This is a genomic window from Agromyces ramosus (genome assembly GCF_030817175.1).
GTDB classification, from domain to species: Bacteria; Actinomycetota; Actinomycetes; order Actinomycetales; family Microbacteriaceae; genus Agromyces; species Agromyces ramosus_A.
This window is the reverse complement of record NZ_JAUSYY010000001.1, coordinates 3,848,162-3,866,693: the sequence shown is the minus strand read 5'-3', so window position 1 is coordinate 3,866,693 and position 18,532 is coordinate 3,848,162. Positions and strand designations below refer to the sequence as shown.

Here is an 18,532-nt window from a genome sequence, read left to right as displayed (position 1 = left end):
GTTCAGTCGCGTGCGAGCATTTCGAGGTAGTGCTGGTTGAACATGATGCCGAGCACGTTGCCGAACGGATCGACCACCGATGCCGTGACGAAGCCCGGCCCATGCTCGATCGGCGGCTGGTACGACGTCGCGCCGAGCGCGAGGAGTCGCTCGTAGGAACCCGGCAGGTCATCGACGTGCCAGTGGATGATCTCTCCCCCGGGCGACTCGGGCGCGGCGGGGCGGTACTGCGCGTCGATGATGCCGAGCTCGTGCTCGTAGTCGCCGACGCGGAACTCGATGTAGCCCGGCCGAACGTAGTAGGGCTCGATGCCGAGCACGTCCGTGTACCAGGCGGAGGCCGCCTCGAGGTCGTCGGCGTAATAGCTGATAGTGGCGAATCCCCTGAGCATGATCGGTTCCTTCCGTGTGCGTTGAGTTGATGGATCCAGTCTGGAACACAGAAGTGCTCACCTTCTGACTACTTTTCCGGCGAGAATGGAAAACATGCGCGCAGATCGTCTCGTGGCCACCCTGCTGACCCTGCAGGCGCGGGGACGAGTCACCGCAGCGCAGCTCGCCGACGAGCTCGAAGTGTCGGTCGCCACCGCCCGTCGCGACCTCGAGGCGCTGTCAGCAGCCGGCATCCCCATCTATCCGCAGGCGGGCCGCGGTGGCGGATGGCAATTGCTCGGGGGCGCCCGCACCGACCTCAGCGGGCTCTCGGCGAGCGAGGCGCGCGCGCTGTTCCTGCTCGTCGGCCCCGCGGCATCCGTCGATCCCGATGCCAAGGCCGCGCTCCGCAAGCTCGTGCGGGCGCTTCCCGAGACGTTCCGCACCGACGCCCGCGCGGCCGCCGACGCGGTCGTCATCGATGCCGGTGAGTGGGGGCGCCCGAAGCAGGAGTCGCCGGCGCTGCTCCCCCAGGTGCAGTCGGCGGTCGTCGAACGGCGCCGCATGCGCATGCGGTACGCCGCCTGGAACCGCGAACCCGCCGATCGAGTCGTCGATCCATGGGGCCTCGTGCACAAGCAGGGTCGTTGGTACCTGCTCGGTGCGGTCGATGGCGCGGAGCGCACCTATCGCGTCGACCGCATGGTCGAGGTCGAGGTCATCGACGAGGCCGCGACCCGCCCCGACGGCCTCGACCTCGTGGAGCTCTGGGAACGCGTCACCGCGCAGGTCGATCGGCAGCGCGCAAGCGCCTCGGCGACCGTGATCGCCGACTCCGGCATCGTGCCGTTGCTGCAGACGCAGTTCGGCCAGCGCGCCGTCGCCGATGAACAGCTCGACGAGATGCGGTCGCGAGTGCGGGTGACGGCGCCCACTGAGCAACTGCTGGCGCGCGGCCTCGCCGGCTGGGCCGAATACCTCGAGGTCGTCGAACCGAGCTCCCTGCGCGCCGAACTGCGTCGTCTCGGCGACGCGCTCGTCGCCCGGAATTCCGCGACGTCATCGTGAGCCCGCTGGCCGAGCCCGCGGTCGGCTGCCGTGTGGCAGTCGCCGGGCACGACCCATCGTCGCCGGCGCGTCCACGTCGGCGAACTGATACCCGTTCAGCCCCCCGCGCTGCGTTCTTCGTACTTCTCGAGGCGCCGACCGCTCGCCGGCATCCCGAGTTCGTTGTACGGACCGACGACGTCTCGCTCAGGGAGCCGTTCGTCGGTCGGGCAGATCAACACCGTGTTCGACGTCGAGTGGTCGATCACGTGCTCGAACATCGGGTGGCCGCAGATCGGGCATGCGGCGTCATCGGAGGTCCGAGGCTGCTCCTCTTCGGCGGTGACCGGCGGCGGGCCGAAGATCGGCCGCATCGCCCGGTCGACCCGGTCGAAGAAGTGCGTGAAGGCGTTGCCTGCGGGGCGGCTCGCCGTGTCGCGTGCCATGGGCGAGATGCTACGCCTGCGATCCCCTCGGCGCCAGTGCCGGTGCACCTTGGGCCTGCAATCCGGCGACCGTAGGCTGGCACCATGACGCAGACGGATGCTCCAGCACGACCGGTCACGATCATCACGGGCGCCAGCCGTGGCATCGGCGCGGCGATTGCCGAACGGCTCGCCATCGACGGCCACGACCTGGTCATCACGTACCGCGCCCGCCGCCATGAGGCCGACGCGGTCGCCCGTCGATGCGAGGCGTCGGGATCCCGCGTGCTGCTCCTGCAGGTGGATCTGGCCGACCTCGACGCGGCGGCGACCGTCGTGCCGTCATCGATCGCGGAGTTCGGCCGCGTCACCGGCCTCGTCAACAACGCTGGTGTCACCGGACGGATCGGCGGATTCCTCGACGCCCCGATCGACGAGTCGGAGCGACTCTTCCGGGTCAACGTGCTCGCCCCGATCGTGCTGACTCGCGCGGCGATCGCGCACATGGCGGTCGATCGCGGCGGTGCGGGCGGCTCCATCGTCAACATCTCGTCTGGGGCCGCGCACAGCGGGGCACCAGACACCTACATCCCCTATGCCATGAGCAAGGCGGCGCTCAATGCCCTCACCACGGGCGCCTCCAAGGAGTTCGGTCCGGTGGGCGTACGGGTGAACACCGTCTCGCCTGGGACCACCCGAACCGAGATCCACGCCGAGGCCGGACGGCCGAACGCGCCCGACGAACGGGCTCCGCGCATCCCGATGCGCCGTCCCGGCGAGCCGCACGAGATCGCGGGTGCCGTCGCCTACCTCTTCTCGGCCGATGCGAGCTACACGACGGGGGCTGAGATCCGGGTGGCCGGCGGCAACTGACGCGCGGGGCGGGCTACGCCTCACCGAATCCCGACAGAGCGAGTTCCGCGAGCGCGTCGACCGCGGCGCTCCCCTCGGAATCAGCGCTCGCGATCTCGACCTCGGCACCCTTCGTGAGCCCGAGTGACATGATGCCCAGGAGGCTCTTCGCGTCGGTGCCGTTGACGGTGATCTTCTGCGGGAAGGTGCTCGCGAGCTTGACCAGCTCCGCGGCCGGTCGCGCGTGGAGGCCGTCGGGGTTGATGAGCGTGACGGTCCGGGCGTATCCGGATGCCCCGGCGCCCGCGCCCGCGGCGGACGCGCCTGCCGCGGCGGCGCTAGCGGTGGCGACCGGCGTCTCCGGGCCGGAACCAGCACCGACCTCCGCATCGTGGGATCCGCGCGCGGACTCCGCCGCCGCGACCACCACGTCGAGAGGGTCGCCGGCCTCGGCCGCGACGGCGGCGGCGACGCCGCCCTCGACGAGCGGAGCATCGACGATGCGCACGCGGTCCCGAAGATCGTCATCGAGGAACTCGAGGGCGGTCTCGGCGGTGAGGATCGCCGAGCCCAGATCGCACAGCACGACGACGCCGGCGCCCGAGTCCGCCTCGGAGATGCCGGCCGTCACGCGGTCGAAGCTCGTGCCGATGCGCCCGTCGTCGGTTCCTCCCGCGGCGACGAGTGCGACCGACGGGGCCATCTGCCTGGCGAGCTCGACGAGCCCAGCGGCGATGTCGCGGGAGTGCGAGACGAAGACGATGCCGATGCGGTGCGCAGCTGACACCTCAGGCTCCTGCCGCGGCCGCCGCCGTGTCGGCAGCGGCCCGGAGCAGCAGCGCGCTCGACTCGGCGCCCGGATCGCGATGGCCCACCGAGCGCTCGCCGAGGTAACTGGCTCGGCCCTTGCGGGCGATGAGCGGCTCGGTCGCCACTGCGCCGGCCTCCGCGGCGGTCGCCGCAGCGGCAAGCACACCGGCGGCATCCATGCCATCTGCGGCGGCGGCCTCCGCGGCCTCCACAGCCGGGGTCCATGCATCGACCATCGTCTTGTCGCCCGATTCGGCCTTGCCGCGAGCGACGACGCCGTCGCGTCCGGCGGCGAGGATCGCGGCGATCGCCGGGCCGTCGAGCGCGACGGCATCACCCGCTGCCGCCGCAGCCTTGAGGTACGCAGTGCCGTAGAGCGGACCCGCCGCACCGCCGACCGTCGAGATGAGCGTCGTGGCGACGAGTTTCAGGACGTCGCCCGGCGTGGAGCCGGCGGACAGGTCGTCGAGCTTCGGCAGCACCGCCTGGAACCCGCGGTCCATGTTCTCGCCGTGGTCGCCGTCGCCGATCTCGCGGTCGAGCGTCAGGAGCTCGACCCGATGCTCGGAGATGACCTGTGCGCTCTGCCTGACCCAGTCCACAGCCCAGGTGATGTCCAATCCCACCGGCGTGCCCCGCTTCCTCAACGACCCCATCGGAGTGCAGCCGTCTGCACCGGGGCATCCCACAGTTCGATCATCTCGTCGTCGAGCTTCAGCAGGGTGATCGACATCCCCTGCATCTCGAGGGACGTGATGTAGTTGCCGACGAGTGAGCGCTCGATCACGATGTCGCGTTCGCCGAGCAACTCGGCAGCGCGGCGGTACGCGACGTAGAGCTCGACGAGCGGGGTGCCGCCCATGCCGTTCACGAACAGGAGTGCGCGCTCGCCCTGCGAGTAGGGAAGGTCTTCGAGGATCGGTTCGAGCAGTCGGTCGACGAGCTGATCGGCGGGTTCGAGCTTGACGCGCTCGCGACCGGGTTCGCCGTGGATGCCGATGCCGATCTCGATCTCGTCTTCGGCAAGGGTGAAGCTCGGCTCACCGGCGTGCGGCACGATGCACGGGGTGAGGGCGAGGCCCATCGAGCGCGCATTCGCGTTCACGCGCTCGGCGATGGCTGCGACGCCCTCGAGCGTGTCGCCACGCTCGGCGGCGGCGCCCGCGATCTTCTCCACGAGCACGGTGCCCGCGACACCCCGGCGGCCCGCGGTGTACAGCGAGTCCTTGACGGCGACGTCGTCATTGGTCACGACGGCGCGGACCTCGATTCCCTCGGCCGCGGCGAGATCGGCCGCGGTCTCGAAGTTCAGCACGTCACCGGTGTAGTTCTTGACGATGTGGAGCACGCCGGCTCCGCCGTCGACTGCCTTCGTGGCGGCGAGGATCGGGTCGGGCGTGGGCGAGGTGAAGACCGCGCCCGGCACTGCAGCGTCCAGCATGCCGAAGCCGACGAACCCCGCGTGCAGCGGCTCGTGCCCGCTGCCGCCCCCGCTGACGAGACCGACCTTGCCCGAGACCGGGGCATCGGCGCGCACGATGTGGATCGGATCGACCTCGACGCGGACGAGGTCGGCGTGAGCGAGTCCGAACCCCGCGACCGACTCGTCGACGACGCGCTTCGGATCGTTGATGATCTTCTTCACGAGCATCCCTTCACCATGGCTGCCGCACGCCCCGCGACTGTGCATCGGCGCCGACGCAGCACTCCCGAGTCAACCTACGCCCCCGGACACCGCCGTCGTAAGGGTGTTTCGCGAAATCCAGCGCCCCCATTCCCCGGAATGCACGGTCTGAGTATGGTGGGCAGTGTTCCGCCCCCGGGCGAAGCCCTCGGGCCAAGCGAAAAGGATGGAAGGTCGACGTGGACAATCTCGGAATATTGTTCCTCTCCGAACTAGTGGGCACGGCAATGCTCGTGCTGCTCGGATGCGGTGTCGTGGCCAACGTCGCCCTTGCCAAAACCAAGGGCTTCGGCGGCGGGTTCCTCATGGTGACGTTCGGCTGGGGCTTCGCGGTCTTCGCCGGCGTCATCGTCGCGTACGCCTCAGGCGCGCACATCAACCCGGCGGTGACGCTCGGACTCGTCGCCAACGGTGCGACGGAGTTCGGCAACACTGCCGCCGATGTGACTGTCCCAGTGAACGTCATGTCGGTGCTCGCGTACATCGGTGCCCAGTTGCTCGGAGCCATCATCGGCGCCGTCATCGTCTGGCTGGCCTACAAACAGCACTTCGACCAGGAGCCCGATCCGGCTCCGAAGCTCGGCACCTTCTCGACGGGCCCCGGCATCCGCAACTACGCCTGGAACCTCGTGACCGAGATCATCGGCACGTTCGTGCTCGTGTTCGTCGTCATCGGCTTCGGGCGCAACGGGGATACATCCGGCCTCGCCGCCCTCGGCGCCCTGCCGGTCGCACTCCTCGTGATCGGTATCGGCGTGTCCCTCGGTGGTCCGACCGGGTACGCCATCAACCCCGCTCGCGACCTCGGCCCTCGCATCGCGCACGCCATTCTCCCGATCAGGGGCAAGGGCGCCAGCGACTGGTCGTATTCGTGGGTGCCGGTCGTCGGCCCGGTCATCGGCGGGCTGCTCGCCGGGTGGGTGGCCATTCCGCTCCTGCCCATCATCACCTGACCACGCGGCGGGGCCGGTCCTCCCGGACCGGCCCCGCCTTCATTCGCGCATGCAGACGCGCGCCCGCCCACCTCCGACGTTTGGCGGCGCATCAGCAACATTGAGAGGAAGTCATGGCCGACTACATCCTGGCGATCGACCAGGGAACGACGAGCAGCCGCTCGATCATCTTCGACAAGAAGGGTTCGATCGTCGCGACTGGTCAACTGGAGCACGAGCAGATCTTCCCGAAGGCCGGCTGGGTCGAGCACGACCCGATGGAGATCTGGCGGAACACACGAGAGGTCATCGGCCAGGCGCTCGGGAAAGCCGACCTCACCCGGCACGATATCGCTGCGGTCGGCATCACGAACCAGCGCGAGACGGCCGTCGTGTGGGACAAGAACACCGGCGAGCCCGTCTACAACGCCATCGTGTGGCAGGACACCCGCACGCAGCCGATCGTCGATCGCCTCGCGGCCGACGGCGGCGTCGAGCGGTTCAAGCAGGACGTCGGGCTCCCACTGGCCACGTATTTCTCGGGTACCAAGATCGTGTGGATCCTCGAGAACGTCGAGGGTGCGCGCGCGCGTGCCGAGGCGGGCGACCTCATGTTCGGCACGACCGACAGCTGGGTGCTGTGGAACCTCACCGGTGGTACTGATGGCGGCGTGCACGCGACGGATGTCACGAACGCGAGCCGCACGATGTTCATGGACCTCGAGACCCTCAGCTGGCGCGACGACATCCTCGCGGCGTTCGGCGTGCCGCGGTCGATGATGCCCGAGATCCGCTCGTCATCCGAGGTCTACGGCACGGTGGAGTCGTCGAGCCTGCTCCGCGAGGTGCCCGTCGCCGGCATCCTCGGCGACCAGCAGGCCGCGACCTTCGGCCAGGCTGCGTTCGATGCAGGCGAGTCGAAGAACACGTACGGCACCGGAAACTTCCTGATCTTCAACACCGACACCGAGATCGTGCACTCGAAGAACGGGCTGCTCACGACGCTGGGCTACAAGCTCGGCGATCAGCCCGCGCACTACGCGCTGGAGGGGTCGATCGCCGTCACGGGGTCGCTCATCCAGTGGCTGCGCGACAACCTCGGGCTGATCTCGAGCGCGCCCGAGATCGAGGAACTCGCCAAGACGGTCGACGACAACGGCGGTGCGTACTTCGTACCCGCCTTCTCCGGCCTGTTCGCGCCGTACTGGCGTTCCGACGCACGCGGTGCGCTGGTCGGACTCACCCGCTACGTGAACCGGGGCCACATCGCCCGCGCGGCCCTCGAGGCCACCGCGTTCCAGACTCGTGAGGTGCTCGACGCCGTCAACGCCGACTCGGGCGTGGACCTCACCGAGCTGAAGGTCGATGGCGGCATGATCGCGAACAACACGCTCATGCAGTTCCAGGCCGACATCCTCGGCGTGCCCGTCGTGCGTCCGGTGGTCGCCGAGACCACCGCGCTGGGCGCCGCCTACGCGGCCGGACTGGCAGTCGGCTTCTGGTCCGACCTCGACGAGTTGCGTGCGAACTGGCAGGAGGACTCGCGCTGGGAGCCCAAGATGGATCCCGACGAGCGTGACCGCCAGCTCCGCCTCTGGAAGAAGGCGGTTTCGAAGACCTTCGATTGGGTAGACGAAGACGTGAGGTGATGTACAGGTGAACGAGGGCCCCGCGGATGCCGCGGGGCCCTCAGTCGCGTCACCGAACGGTCACGCCTTCGTCGCGACGACCCATTCATCGAGCTTGCGAGCCGCGGCACCACTGTCGATGGCCTCTTCGGCGACGGCCATCTTGTCGCGGAAGCGATCGAGGATCAGGCGCTGCACCTGACCCGGATCCTTCGCGAGCTCGAAGGAGACGAGCCCCGCGGCGGCGTTGAGGACGACGATGTCGCGGACCGGTCCGGATTCGCCTCCCAGCACCCGGTGCACGATCTGCGCGTTGTGGAGGGCATCGCCACCGGCCAGGTCGTCGATCGTGGCGCGTGCGATGCCGAGGTCGCGCGGATCGAGGTCGTGCTCCTTCACCGTGCCGCGCGAGACCTCCCAGACGTGGCTGTGGCCGGTCGTCGTAAGCTCGTCGAGCCCGTCGTCGCCACGGAAGACGAGGGCGGTCGCGCCACGCGTCTGGAACACGCCGACGATGAGCGGCACGCGGTCGAGGTGCGCGACGCCGACTGCGGATGCCTCGGGGCGGGCCGGATTGCAGAGCGGGCCGAGGAAGTTGAACACCGTCGGCACGCCGAGTTGCGCGCGGACCGCACCCGCATGCCGGAAGCCGGGGTGGAAGGCCGCGGCGTAGGCGAACGTGATGCCGGTCTCGCCGAGCACCGCCGCGACCCGCTCGGCCGGGAGCGCGAGGTCGATCCCGAGCGCCGCGAGCACGTCGGACGAGCCCGAAGACGAGCTCGCGGCACGGTTCCCGTGCTTGATGACGGGCACACCGGATGCCGCGGCGACGATCGACGCCATGGTCGACACGTTGACCGTGCCGAAGCGGTCGCCTCCCGTGCCGACGATGTCGAGCCCCATCGGATCGACATCGAGCGGGATCGCGTGCTCGAGGACCGCGTCGCGGAAGCCGACGATCTCGTCGACCGTCTCCCCCTTCATGCGCAGCGCGACGAGGAACGCGGCGAGCTGGGCCTCGGTGGCGGAGCCCGTCATGACCTGTTCCATGCACCAGGCGGCATCCGAAACGCTCAGGTCTTCGCCCAGGAGCAGGGAGTTCAGGATCTCGGGCCAGTTCTGGTGGGCGGGCATGCGTCGATCCTATCGGCCCGATTCACGGCGGATTCCCGGGCTTCACGCAACGTAATTTAGGCTTGCCTTACCTCTCGACGTCGACACAGCTCTCCCGGATGACGAAAACTCACGCGTGGTTTCGGCCATAATGGGAGGGTGACGAGCACCGTAATCACTCCTCAGGCGAGCGCGCCCGTGATCAACCGACCGAACACCATCGCGGTGGGCACCATCGTCTGGCTCGGCAGTGAGGTCATGTTCTTCGCGGGGCTCTTCGCGATCTACTTCACGCTTCGGTCGATGTCGCCCGAATTGTGGGCATTCGAGGCTGATCGCCTCAACTTCCCGTTCTCGCTGACGAACACGATCATCCTCGTGCTGTCGTCGTTCACCTGCCAGTTCGGCGTGTTCGCCGCCGAGCGCCTGCAGCCCTATGCCACCGGCTGGAAGCCGACCCAGTGGGGCATGGTCGAGTGGTTCTTCCTCACCTACGCCATGGGCGCCGTCTTCGTCGCGGGCCAGGTCTGGGAGTACGCCACGCTCGTATCCGAGGGCATCGCGCTCGACTCGAATTCCTACGGCTCCGCGTTCTACCTCACCACCGGCTTCCACGGCCTGCACGTCACCGGCGGTCTCCTCGCCTTCCTGTTCGTCATCGGCCGCGTCTTCGCGGTCAAGAACTTCGGCCACCGCGAGGCGACGAGCGCGATCGTCGTCTCGTACTACTGGCACTTCGTCGACGTGGTGTGGATCGGCCTGTTCCTCGTCATCTACGTCCTCAAGTAAGCCGCCCGGGAGCGTCAGCACAGTATGTCCGTGAACAGGAAGAACCCCATGACCCGCACGAAGCGACGCACCGGACGCCGACACCCGCTCGCCACCGTTGCGCTCCTCGCGCTCGGCCTCGTCTTCACCGGCGGCGCCTATGCGGCACTGAGCAGTGGCACCGTCGCGCAGGCCGAGGTCGACGCGAACTCGCAAGAGACCATCGAAGAGGGCCAGAAGCTCTTCGCGGCCAACTGTGCGACGTGCCACGGCCTCGACGCGCAGGGCACCAACACGGGCCCGAGCCTGATCGGCGTCGGCGCCGCATCCGTCGACTTCCAGGTCGGCACCGGCCGCATGCCGATGCAGATGCAGGGTCCGCAGGCGGCGCAGAAGCCGCCGCAGTTCACCGATGAGCAGGTCAAGCAGCTCGCGTACTACGTCGCATCGCTGGGGCCCGGCCCCGACATCCCCGACGACCACCTGGTGAACGGCGGGGGCGACGCGGCGAACGGCGCTGAGCTGTTCCGCATCAACTGCGCGATGTGCCACAACGTCGCCGGCGCGGGTGGTGCGCTCACCGAGGGCAAGTTCGCTCCCCCGCTCACCGACGTCTCAGGCGTCCACATCTACGAGGCCATGGTCACGGGTCCGCAGAACATGCCGGTGTTCAACGACCTGAACATCTCGCCCGAAGACAAGCGCGACATCATCACGTACCTGCAGTACGTCCAAGACAACCGCTCGCCCGGCGGTTTCGAACTCGGCTCGCTCGGGCCGGTCGCAGAGGGACTGTTCATCTGGATCTTCGGTCTCGGCGCCATCGTCGCGATCACCGTGTGGATCACGGCGAAGTCCAACTAGCCCTCGCCCCGGCACCGAAATAGCTGAAGAAGGAGAACCATGGCACAGGACGACCACAGCGGCGCTGAGCTCGCCGCTGCCGACTCGTCGCACGCCGCGCACGATTTCGCCGGCGCGACCGGCACGGCGGTCATCCCGTCCGACGCGTTCGAGAACCCCGGTTTCGAACCGCACCGTCCTCGCGTGACCGATGAAGACCCCAAGCGCGAGAACCGGGCGCAGCGCACGGTGTACACGCTCTTCTACCTCTCGGTCCTCGGCAGCGTGTGGGCGATCGCCGCGTACATGCTGTTCCCGATCGAGTCGAACGACGTCGACGCAGTACGCCTGAACAACATGTTCTTCGGCATCGGCGTCACCCTTGCACTCCTCGGCATCGGATTCGGAGCGGTGCACTGGGGCAAGTCGCTCATGACCTCGGCCGAGTCCATCGACACGCGCCACCCGATCAGCGCCAGCCCGACCACGCAGCAGGGCGCTGTCGAGGTGTTCCGCCAGGCCGACGAGGAGTCCGGCTTCTCGCGTCGTACGGTTATCCGCAACAGCCTCATCGGAGCGCTGCTCGTGTTCCCGTTGCCGGCCGTCGTGCTCTTCCGTGGCCTCGCGCCGCAAGACGAGAACCCGGTCGAGATGCTCAGCCACACGATGTGGAAGCAGGGAACCCGCCTCGCGCTCGACCCGTCCGGCGTCCCGATCAAGGCATCAGACGTCACGAACGGCAGTGCCTTCCACGTCATCCCCGAAGGGCTCGCCGAGCTCGAGCACGGCAGGCTCGAAGAGAAGGCCAAGGCGGCCGTGCTGCTCATGCGTCTCGAGCCGAGCGAGCTCAACCCGGCACCCGGCCGTGAAGACTGGGCGTACGACGGCATCGTGGCGTACTCGAAGATCTGCACGCATGTCGGATGCCCCGTCGCGCTTTACGAACAGCACACCCACCACCTGCTCTGCCCCTGCCACCAGTCGCAGTTCGACGTGTCGAACAACTGCGAGGTCATCTTCGGCCCGGCCAAGCGTGCACTGCCGCAGCTTCCGATCGCCGTCGACGACGAGGGCTACCTCATCGCGCAGAGCGACTTCACCGAACCCGTCGGCCCGAGCTTCTGGGAGCGCCATTGAGCACCGTATCGACCCGATCACCAGCGCCTGTCAAGCGCTCGTTCACCGCGGGGGCATCCGAGTACCTCAATGACCGCACCGGCATCGCCGTCGCGGTCAAGGGACTCGGCCGCAAGGCATTCCCCGACCATTGGTCGTTCCTCCTCGGCGAGGTCGCCCTCTTCAGCTTCATCGTCATCCTGGTCTCCGGCACGTTTCTGACGTTCTTCTTCCAGGCGTCGATGGCCGAAGTGCACTACGACGGCTCCTACGTGCCGCTCAAGGGCGTGGAGATGTCGGTGGCGATGGCGTCGACGCTCGACATCTCGTTCGACGTCCGCGGCGGGCTGTTCGTGCGACAGATGCACCACTGGGGAGCCCTGCTCTTCGTGGCGGCCATCGGCCTGCACATGCTCCGCGTGTTCTTCACGGGTGCCTTCCGCAAGCCTCGCGAGATCAACTGGGTATTCGGCTTCATCATCTTCATCCTCGCTCTGGCCGAGGGGTTCACCGGTTACTCGCTTCCCGACGACCTGCTGTCGGGCAACGGACTCCGCATCATCGATGGGCTCGTCAAGGGCATTCCGATCATCGGCACGTGGACCTCGTTCCTGATCTTCGGCGGTGAGTTCCCCGGCACCGAAATCGTCGGCCGCCTCTACTCGCTGCACATCCTGTTGCTGCCCGCGCTCCTGGTCGCGCTCATCGGGGTGCACGTGATCTACGTGTTCATCCACAAGCACACCCAGTTCGCCGGGCCCGGACGTGAGCCCACGAACTCGGTCGGCCCGCCCATCCTGCCGATCTACGCGGCGAAGGCCGGCGGCTTTCTCTTCATCATCTGGGGCGTGATCTCGGTCATCGCGGCGTTCTTCACGATCAACCCGATCTGGAACTACGGACCGTACGACCCGTCACCGGTCTCTGCCGGAACGCAGCCCGACTGGTACATCGGCTTCGCCGACGGCGCCCTGCGACTCATCCCGCCGGGCTGGGAGTTCGTGCTGTTCGACCGCACCTGGTCGTTCAACATCCTCGTACCGCTCATCGCCATCGGCATCTTCCTCGTCCTCGTGGTCAGCTACCCGTTCATCGAGGCGTGGGTCAAGGGCGACAAGCGCGAGCACCACATCGCCGACCGCCCGCGCAACGCCCCGACCCGCACCGCCATCGGTGCAGCGGGCGTGACCTTCTACGCCGGGCTCTGGGCGGCGGCGAGCTCCGACATCCTCGCGACGCACTTCACCCTCACGATCGAAGGCGTCACTTGGGCGCTGCAGGCGCTTGTCGTCCTCGGCCCGTTCGTCGCCTACTTCATCACGAAGCGCGTCTGCCTCGCGCTGCAGAAGAAGGACCGCGAGATCGTGTTGCACGGCTACGAGTCCGGCCGCATCGTGAAGCTGCCGGGCGGCGAGTTCATCGAGGTGCACCAGCCCCTCGACGAGTTCGAGCGGTGGAGGCTCGTGAGCCAGGAGAACTACGAGCCGCTGATGCTCCGACCGAACTCGCGTGGCAAGATCACGGTCGGCCAGCGCGTTCGCGCCTCGCTGTCGCGTTGGTTCTTCGAAGACCGCATCGCGCCGGTCAGCAAGGGCGAGCTCGAGGCGTCCCACTCCTCGCACCACTGACACACTGACGGATTCGGGCATCGGGCCATGTCGATCGATTCGACCTGGCTTCGGTGCCCGAACTGTCTCCTCGATCTCACCCAGATCGACGTTCGTGTCTACGGGTGCGCTGCCGGACACCGCTTCGATCGAGCGAAGCACGGCTACCTCACCCTCCTCGCCCCTCGTGCTCCGCGCACGATCGGTGACGATCGGGAGATGCTCGCAGCTCGCGCCACGCTGCTCGAGGGCGGCGCGTACGCTCCGATTGGTGCGGCCCTCGTCGACGCGGTGCAGGCAACGCTGCCCACCGGCGCGCGGTCACCGCTTCGAATCGCCGACTTCGGATGCGGCACGGGATACTACTCGGCGGTGCTCGCTCGAGCGCTTCCGGAAGCGGCGTTCCTCCTCGCCGACCGCTCGCCCGATGCCGTCCGCACGAGCCTGCGTGCGCACCCCGACGCCACGGGTGTCGTGCTCGACATCTGGCGACCGCTGCCAGTGCGCGACGCGGTGGTCGACGTTGCGCTCAACGTGTTCGCCCCGCGCAACGGGCCCGAGTTCGCGCGAGTCCTGCGTCCGAACGGCCGGCTGGTCGTCATCGTGCCGACCGACGCGCACTTGCATGAGCTTCGCGCCGAGGGCGCTCTGCTCGACGTGCCCACCGGCAAGGCTGATCGTGTTGCCGAGCAACTCGCCGTCGCCGGGCTGGGCACCCGCTCCACCGTACCGGTGGAGTACACGATCGAGGCGGATGCCTCCACCCGGGCCCTCCTCGCGGGCATGGGACCTTCCGCACATCACGCCGCCGAGCTCTCTCCGACCGGCACCACCGATGGCGCACGAACGGTCACGGTATCCGTCGAGCTTGTGGTATTCGAGCGCGCTTCCGTCGTCAGCTGACACGACAGGATCGGAACGGTTCTGCGCGCCGAAGGCATTTGCTGCATGCGTCGACTGCGAGGACGTCTCATACTGGTCGCATGGCAAGCTGCTGCGGGCCCGATGATCCCGACCGGTACGACGAGGTCTTCGATGAGGAGTTCGCGCGAAGCGTCGCGCGTCGCTACCGGCGAAATGGGCTCACTCCGGTCGAGCGGCGCATCGTCGACTACGTGACCTCGACCGGCATCGCTGGGGCGTCAGTGCTCGAGGTCGGCGGTGGCGTCGGCGAACTGCAGCGCGAACTCCTCGCCCGCGGCGCATCGCGCACGGTCAACCTGGAGCTCTCGAGTGCTTACGAGGCAGATGCTAGGAGGCTTGTCGAGCACGCTGGTGTCTCAGGCAGGGTCACCCGGATCCTTGGCGTGGACCTCGCGCGCGAGCCCGACTCCGTAGACGACGCCGACGTCGTCCTCCTGCACCGCGTGGTGTGCTGCTACCCGGATGCCGAACGTCTGCTCGGCGCCGCCGCCGATCGTGCTCGCCACATGGTGGTGTTCAGCCACCCGCCACGATCATTGCTCTCACGCGCGACTGTGGCCGCCGGCAACCTCATGCTGCGCCTCCGAGGGCGGAGTTACCGCGGGTTCGTCCATGAACCCGCGGCCATGGTCGCGGTGCTGCGCCGGCATGGGCTCGAACCGCGGTACCGGCACCGGGGGCTGATCTGGTGCGTCGTGGGCGCAACACGAAGCTGAGACCGACTCTGCGAACGATGCCCCGATACGACGAATCCCCGCCACGATGTGCCGGGGATGTCGCGGTGCCGAACAGCGTCGGCTAACGGGCGAAATTGCCGCGGTAGTACTCGTAGACCCAGCCGACGAGGCTGATTACCCCGAGTGCGACCGCGATGTACGCGATCCAGAATCCGATCGCGAGGCCGAGGAAGAGCAACGCGGCGGAGCCGGCGAGCAGGATTGGCCACCAGCTCCACGGGCTGAAGAAGCCGAGCTCTGCGTCACCGTCGTCGATGTTCGCGTCGAGGCGGTCTTCGGGAAGCTCCGCGCCCTGGGCCTTGTGCACGCGTCCGAGATAGAACGCGATGAACGCGGCCAAGATCGTCGTGAGCGAGAGAGCGACCGTGCCGGCAGGCTCCATGCCGGGATCGCTGTCGTCGATCCAGCTCCAGAAGCCGTACAGTGCAGCCGAGAATCCGAAGAAGGCGGCGAGGATCCAGAAGAGGACGGTGTTGGCGCGCATTACTTGATCTCCTCCGTGGCGGCATCGTAGGTGGGCGCCTGCGGGGCGTCCTTCGCCGGTCCGATGCCGACCGGGATTCCGGCTTCGGGGTGGTTCAGGTCGAATGCCGGACGCTCCGAGCGGATGCGCGGAATGGACGTGAAGTTGTGCCGCGGCGGCGGGCAGCTGGTCGCCCATTCGAGGGAACCGCCGTAGCCCCACGGGTCGTTGACCGTGACCTTCGGAGCCCGACGCGCCGTGATGTAGACGTTCAAGAGGAACGGGATCATCGAGAGCGCCAGGATGCCGGCGCCGATCGTCGACAACTGGTTCATCCAAGTGATGTTGTCTTCAGGCAGGTACGAGTAGTAGCGGCGGGGCATCGCGACGACGCCGAGCCAGTGCTGGATCAGGAACGTCGTGTGGAAGCCGATGAACAGCAGCCAGAAGTGCCACTTGCCGAGCGACTCGTTGAGCATCTTGCCGGTCCACTTCGGCCACCAGAAGTAGAAGCCGGCGAACATCGCGAAGACGACGGTGCCGAAGACGACGTAGTGGAAGTGGGCGACGACGAAGTACGTGTCGGACACGTGGAAGTCGAGCGGCGGCGATGCGAGGATCACACCGGTCAAACCACCGAACACGAAGGTGATGAGGAAGCCCAATGCCCAGATGATCGGCGTCTCGAATGTGATGGAGCCGCGCCACATCGTGCCGATCCAGTTGAAGATCTTCACACCCGTCGGCACCGCGATGAGCATCGTCATCAGGGCGAAGAACGGCAGCAGCACCGAGCCGGTGACGTACATGTGGTGCGCCCACACGGTGACCGACAGTGCGGCGATCGCGATGGTGGCGTAGATCAGCGTCTTGTATCCGAAGATCGGCTTTCGGCTGAACACCGGGAAGATCTCGGAGACGATGCCGAAGAACGGCAGTGCGATGATGTACACCTCTGGGTGCCCGAAGAACCAGAAGAGGTGCTGCCACAGGATGACGCCGCCGTTGGCGGGGTCGTAGATGTGCGCGCCGAAGATGCGGTCGGCGCCGGCGGCGAGCAGGGCGGCCGCGAGCACGGGGAACGCCATGAGCACGAGGATCGACGTGACGAGGGTGTTCCACGTGAAGATCGGCATGCGGAACATGGTCATGCCCGGCGCCCGCATCGTGATGATCGTGGTGATGAAGTTCACCGCGCCGAGAATGGTGCCGAAGCCCGAGAGGGCGAGGCCGAGCATCCAGAGATTGCCGCCGACGCCTGGCGAGAACGTGGTCGACGCGAGTGGTTGATAGGCGAACCACCCGAACGACGCCGCACCCTGAGGCGTGAAGAAGCCGGCCACCGCCATGAGCGAGCCGAAGTTGAACAGCCAGTACGCGAAGGCGTTCAGTCGCGGGAATGCGACATCGGGCGCGCCGATCTGCAGCGGCATGAGCACGTTGGCGAAGCCGGCGAACAGCGGCGTCGCGAACATCAGCAGCATGATCGTGCCGTGCATCGTGAAGAGCTGGTTGTACTGCTCGCGCGTCTGCACGATCTCGAGGCCGGGCTCGAACAGCTGCGCGCGAATGATCAGCGCCATCACGCCGCCGATGCAGAAGTAGATGAAGGCAGTGATCAGGTAGAGGTACCCGATGACCTTGTGGTCGGTGGAGGTGATCCACCGAACGAGGATGTTGCCCTTGCGTTCGACCTTCGAGGCGCCGAACGGCAGGCTGCTCGTCTGAGGGCGAGCCGGTGCGGTCGTGGTGCTCATTCGGCTTCCTGCTCCTCTTGCAGTTCGGGGGTGCCCGTGCCGGGCAGGTTCTGTCTGCGGTCGTACTCGTTCGACAGCTGGCCTTCCTGGCCCAGGTCTCGAAGCGACTCGATGTACTCGTCGTACTCGTCTTGCGAGACGACCTCGACGTTGAAGAGCATGAGCGAGTGGTATTCACCGCAGAGCTCGGCGCACTTGCCGGCGTAGGTTCCCTCGCGCTCGGGGACGAACGACATGTAGTTGGTCTTACCCGGGAACATGTCCTTCTTGTAGAGGAAGTCGACGACCCAGAAAGAGTGGATCACGTCGCGCGACTCGAGCTCGATCTCGACGTTGGCGCCGACCGGCAGGTAGAGGGTCGGGAGCTCGGACTGCACGAGCGACCCCTTGGGGCCCTCGTCGGAGAGCTGGCCCTGGATGCCTGGGGAGTACACGTCTTCCTTGACGTAGTTGAAGTCCCAGGCCCACTGCTTCGCGATGACCTCGACCTGCACGTCGATCTGGTCTTCAGCGAAACGTTCCTCGATCGCGGCCTGGTCGCGGGCCGTGAAGGCGAAGAAGCCGAGCACCAGAATGAGCGGGATGATCGTGTAGAACACCTCGATCGGCATGTTGTACCGCAGCTGCACCGGCAGGCCGGTCTGGCCCTTGCGGCGGCGGTAGGCGATGACGGCCCAGATCGTGAGGCCCCACGTGATGACACCCACGATGAGCAGGACGATCCACGACGTGACCCAGAGGCCGGAGACGCGCTCGGTGTGATTCGTGACCGGAGCCTCCCCCGCGACGAATCCGGGGAGGAACCCGTTCAGCTGGGCCTGCGTGCATCCTGCGAGGACGAGGCTGAGCGACGCTGCGATCGGGATAGCAGCCCATCGGAGACGGCGATTGTGGCGCACCGGTGACCTTTCGGGAGACTCGAAGGCGCTCCACAGTGAAGCGCAATGATCGCTGCCTAGCCTACTCCGACTCGACCCCCCGGGTGTGCACCGGAGGCCGGTGTCGGGTGCGCCGGTGCACCGATTTCCCAGACGATCGGCCGAAACCACGACGGGAGGCCGCCACAGCGGCCTCCCGTCGGAGTGGTCGATCGGATCGACTCAGTGGAACGAATCACCGCAGGCGCAGCTGCCCTCGGCGTTGGGGTTGTCGATCGTGAACCCCTGCTTCTGGATCGTGTCCTCGAAGTCGATCGAGGCGCCGTCGAGATACGGCACGCTCATCTTGTCGACGACGACCTCGACGCCCGAGTAGTCGACGACCGCGTCGCCCTCGAGGAGGCGCTCGTCGAAGTAGAGCTGGTAGATCAGGCCGGAGCATCCGCCGGGCTGCACAGCGACGCGCAGGCGCAGGTCGTCGCGACCCTCCTGCTCGAGCAGGTTGCGCACCTTGTCGGCGGCGGGGTCGCTCAGCTTCACGCCGTGCGCGGTCTGGGTGATCGTGTCGCTCATGTC

General features: G+C 67.3%; 20 protein-coding genes. 10 read left to right on the top strand and 10 right to left on the bottom strand.

The annotated features are described in order from the left end of the window. Positions 1–2: 2 nt before the first annotated feature. Complete coding sequence (locus QFZ26_RS18085; protein WP_307044599.1) at positions 3–392, bottom strand: VOC family protein; 390 nt, start codon at positions 390–392, stop codon at positions 3–5. Between the two features lie 94 nt (positions 393–486). Here QFZ26_RS18085 and QFZ26_RS18080 point away from each other — a divergent pair, with 94 nt between their 5' ends. Continuing rightward, on the top strand, positions 487–1,440 hold the full coding sequence (locus tag QFZ26_RS18080) for a helix-turn-helix transcriptional regulator (protein WP_307044598.1): 954 nt from the start codon (positions 487–489) through the stop codon (positions 1,438–1,440). 95 nt (positions 1,441–1,535) lie between these two features. Here QFZ26_RS18080 and QFZ26_RS18075 read toward each other — a convergent pair whose 3' ends face one another. After that, on the bottom strand, positions 1,536–1,865 hold the full coding sequence (locus QFZ26_RS18075) for a hypothetical protein (protein ID WP_307044596.1): 330 nt from the start codon (positions 1,863–1,865) through the stop codon (positions 1,536–1,538). A gap of 84 nt (positions 1,866–1,949) precedes the next feature. On the opposite strand from QFZ26_RS18075, the gene QFZ26_RS18070 reads away from it, so the two are divergent. Next, positions 1,950–2,717, top strand: coding sequence for an SDR family NAD(P)-dependent oxidoreductase (locus QFZ26_RS18070; protein WP_307044594.1), 768 nt, complete (start codon positions 1,950–1,952; stop codon positions 2,715–2,717). Positions 2,718–2,730: 13 nt separating this feature from the next. Here QFZ26_RS18070 and dhaM read toward each other — a convergent pair whose 3' ends face one another. The 3 genes from dhaM to dhaK are packed head-to-tail and all read right to left on the bottom strand — an operon-like array spanning position 2,731 to position 5,151. Further along, a complete protein-coding gene (gene dhaM / locus QFZ26_RS18065) occupies positions 2,731–3,483 on the bottom strand; it encodes a dihydroxyacetone kinase phosphoryl donor subunit DhaM (RefSeq protein ID WP_307044592.1) in 753 nt (250 codons plus the stop codon). Between the two features lies 1 nt (position 3,484). Beyond that, positions 3,485–4,132, bottom strand: coding sequence for a dihydroxyacetone kinase subunit DhaL (gene dhaL, locus QFZ26_RS18060; protein WP_307044590.1), 648 nt, complete (start codon positions 4,130–4,132; stop codon positions 3,485–3,487). A 17-nt stretch (positions 4,133–4,149) separates the two neighbouring features. Continuing rightward, a complete protein-coding gene (gene dhaK, locus QFZ26_RS18055) occupies positions 4,150–5,151 on the bottom strand; it encodes a dihydroxyacetone kinase subunit DhaK (RefSeq protein WP_307045149.1) in 1,002 nt (333 codons plus the stop codon). Between the two features lie 218 nt (positions 5,152–5,369). On the opposite strand from dhaK, the gene QFZ26_RS18050 reads away from it, so the two are divergent. Together QFZ26_RS18050 and glpK are read left to right on the top strand one after the other, a co-directional pair. After that, on the top strand, positions 5,370–6,143 hold the full coding sequence (locus tag QFZ26_RS18050; protein WP_307044589.1) for an MIP/aquaporin family protein: 774 nt from the start codon (positions 5,370–5,372) through the stop codon (positions 6,141–6,143). A gap of 113 nt (positions 6,144–6,256) precedes the next feature. Continuing rightward, complete coding sequence (glpK, locus tag QFZ26_RS18045; protein ID WP_307044587.1) at positions 6,257–7,771, top strand: glycerol kinase GlpK; 1,515 nt, start codon at positions 6,257–6,259, stop codon at positions 7,769–7,771. A gap of 60 nt (positions 7,772–7,831) precedes the next feature. On the opposite strand, the gene trpD is transcribed toward glpK, so the two are convergent. Then, positions 7,832–8,884 carry an anthranilate phosphoribosyltransferase gene (trpD, locus tag QFZ26_RS18040; RefSeq protein WP_307044584.1) on the bottom strand — a complete coding sequence of 351 codons (1,053 nt, stop codon included), beginning with the start codon at positions 8,882–8,884 and terminating at the stop codon, positions 7,832–7,834. Between the two features lie 138 nt (positions 8,885–9,022). Between trpD and ctaE the strand changes: the two genes are divergently transcribed. The 6 genes from ctaE to QFZ26_RS18010 all read left to right on the top strand — a co-directional run bounded on the left by ctaE (position 9,023) and on the right by QFZ26_RS18010 (position 14,837). Further along, positions 9,023–9,652 (top strand): aa3-type cytochrome oxidase subunit III, encoded by a 630-nt coding sequence (gene ctaE / locus QFZ26_RS18035; protein WP_307044581.1) that lies wholly within the window; start codon positions 9,023–9,025, stop codon positions 9,650–9,652. 48 nt (positions 9,653–9,700) lie between these two features. Further along, on the top strand, positions 9,701–10,495 hold the full coding sequence (qcrC, locus tag QFZ26_RS18030) for a cytochrome bc1 complex diheme cytochrome c subunit (protein WP_307044580.1): 795 nt from the start codon (positions 9,701–9,703) through the stop codon (positions 10,493–10,495). A 39-nt stretch (positions 10,496–10,534) separates the two neighbouring features. Next, positions 10,535–11,611 carry a cytochrome bc1 complex Rieske iron-sulfur subunit gene (gene qcrA / locus QFZ26_RS18025; RefSeq protein ID WP_307044578.1) on the top strand — a complete coding sequence of 359 codons (1,077 nt, stop codon included), beginning with the start codon at positions 10,535–10,537 and terminating at the stop codon, positions 11,609–11,611. Continuing rightward, the gene (gene qcrB / locus QFZ26_RS18020; protein WP_307044576.1) at positions 11,608–13,218 is read left to right on the top strand and encodes a cytochrome bc1 complex cytochrome b subunit; all 1,611 of its coding nucleotides are present in this window, start codon (positions 11,608–11,610) and stop codon (positions 13,216–13,218) included. The genes qcrA and qcrB overlap by 4 nt, the downstream gene beginning before the upstream one ends. Before the next feature lie 27 nt (positions 13,219–13,245). Next, the gene (locus tag QFZ26_RS18015; protein ID WP_307044574.1) at positions 13,246–14,100 is read left to right on the top strand and encodes a putative RNA methyltransferase; all 855 of its coding nucleotides are present in this window, start codon (positions 13,246–13,248) and stop codon (positions 14,098–14,100) included. 80 nt (positions 14,101–14,180) lie between these two features. Continuing rightward, positions 14,181–14,837 (top strand): class I SAM-dependent methyltransferase, encoded by a 657-nt coding sequence (locus QFZ26_RS18010; protein ID WP_307044572.1) that lies wholly within the window; start codon positions 14,181–14,183, stop codon positions 14,835–14,837. 82 nt (positions 14,838–14,919) lie between these two features. Here the strand turns inward: QFZ26_RS18010 and QFZ26_RS18005 are convergent, their stop codons facing one another. From QFZ26_RS18005 to erpA, 4 genes are all read right to left on the bottom strand, one after another. Further along, a complete protein-coding gene (locus QFZ26_RS18005; RefSeq protein ID WP_307044571.1) occupies positions 14,920–15,342 on the bottom strand; it encodes a cytochrome c oxidase subunit 4 in 423 nt (140 codons plus the stop codon). Further along, positions 15,342–17,078 carry an aa3-type cytochrome oxidase subunit I gene (ctaD, locus tag QFZ26_RS18000; RefSeq protein WP_307044569.1) on the bottom strand — a complete coding sequence of 579 codons (1,737 nt, stop codon included), beginning with the start codon at positions 17,076–17,078 and terminating at the stop codon, positions 15,342–15,344. The genes QFZ26_RS18005 and ctaD overlap by 1 nt, the downstream gene beginning before the upstream one ends. Then, positions 17,075–17,977 (bottom strand): aa3-type cytochrome oxidase subunit II, encoded by a 903-nt coding sequence (gene ctaC, locus QFZ26_RS17995; RefSeq protein ID WP_307044568.1) that lies wholly within the window; start codon positions 17,975–17,977, stop codon positions 17,075–17,077. Before ctaC ends, ctaD begins: the two co-directional genes overlap by 4 nt. Positions 17,978–18,178: 201 nt before the next feature. Beyond that, a complete protein-coding gene (erpA, locus tag QFZ26_RS17990; RefSeq protein ID WP_307044567.1) occupies positions 18,179–18,529 on the bottom strand; it encodes an iron-sulfur cluster insertion protein ErpA in 351 nt (116 codons plus the stop codon). Between the last annotated feature and the right edge of the window lie 3 nt (positions 18,530–18,532).

What these genes read in the sequence shown, in the direction of transcription:
- QFZ26_RS18085 (WP_307044599.1), bottom strand. Translation starts at nt 392, where the DNA reads ATGCTCAGGGGATTCGCCACTATCAGCTATTACGCCGACGACCTCGAG.
- QFZ26_RS18080 (WP_307044598.1), top strand. Translation starts at nt 487, where the DNA reads ATGCGCGCAGATCGTCTCGTGGCCACCCTGCTGACCCTGCAGGCGCGG.
- QFZ26_RS18075 (WP_307044596.1), bottom strand. Translation starts at nt 1,865, where the DNA reads ATGGCACGCGACACGGCGAGCCGCCCCGCAGGCAACGCCTTCACGCAC.
- QFZ26_RS18070 (WP_307044594.1), top strand. Translation starts at nt 1,950, where the DNA reads ATGACGCAGACGGATGCTCCAGCACGACCGGTCACGATCATCACGGGC.
- glpK (WP_307044587.1), top strand. Translation starts at nt 6,257, where the DNA reads ATGGCCGACTACATCCTGGCGATCGACCAGGGAACGACGAGCAGCCGC.
- trpD (WP_307044584.1), bottom strand. Translation starts at nt 8,884, where the DNA reads ATGCCCGCCCACCAGAACTGGCCCGAGATCCTGAACTCCCTGCTCCTG.
- qcrC (WP_307044580.1), top strand. Translation starts at nt 9,701, where the DNA reads ATGACCCGCACGAAGCGACGCACCGGACGCCGACACCCGCTCGCCACC.
- qcrA (WP_307044578.1), top strand. Translation starts at nt 10,535, where the DNA reads ATGGCACAGGACGACCACAGCGGCGCTGAGCTCGCCGCTGCCGACTCG.
- QFZ26_RS18015 (WP_307044574.1), top strand. Translation starts at nt 13,246, where the DNA reads ATGTCGATCGATTCGACCTGGCTTCGGTGCCCGAACTGTCTCCTCGAT.
- QFZ26_RS18010 (WP_307044572.1), top strand. Translation starts at nt 14,181, where the DNA reads ATGGCAAGCTGCTGCGGGCCCGATGATCCCGACCGGTACGACGAGGTC.
- QFZ26_RS18005 (WP_307044571.1), bottom strand. Translation starts at nt 15,342, where the DNA reads ATGCGCGCCAACACCGTCCTCTTCTGGATCCTCGCCGCCTTCTTCGGA.
- ctaD (WP_307044569.1), bottom strand. Translation starts at nt 17,078, where the DNA reads ATGAGCACCACGACCGCACCGGCTCGCCCTCAGACGAGCAGCCTGCCG.
- erpA (WP_307044567.1), bottom strand. Translation starts at nt 18,529, where the DNA reads ATGAGCGACACGATCACCCAGACCGCGCACGGCGTGAAGCTGAGCGAC.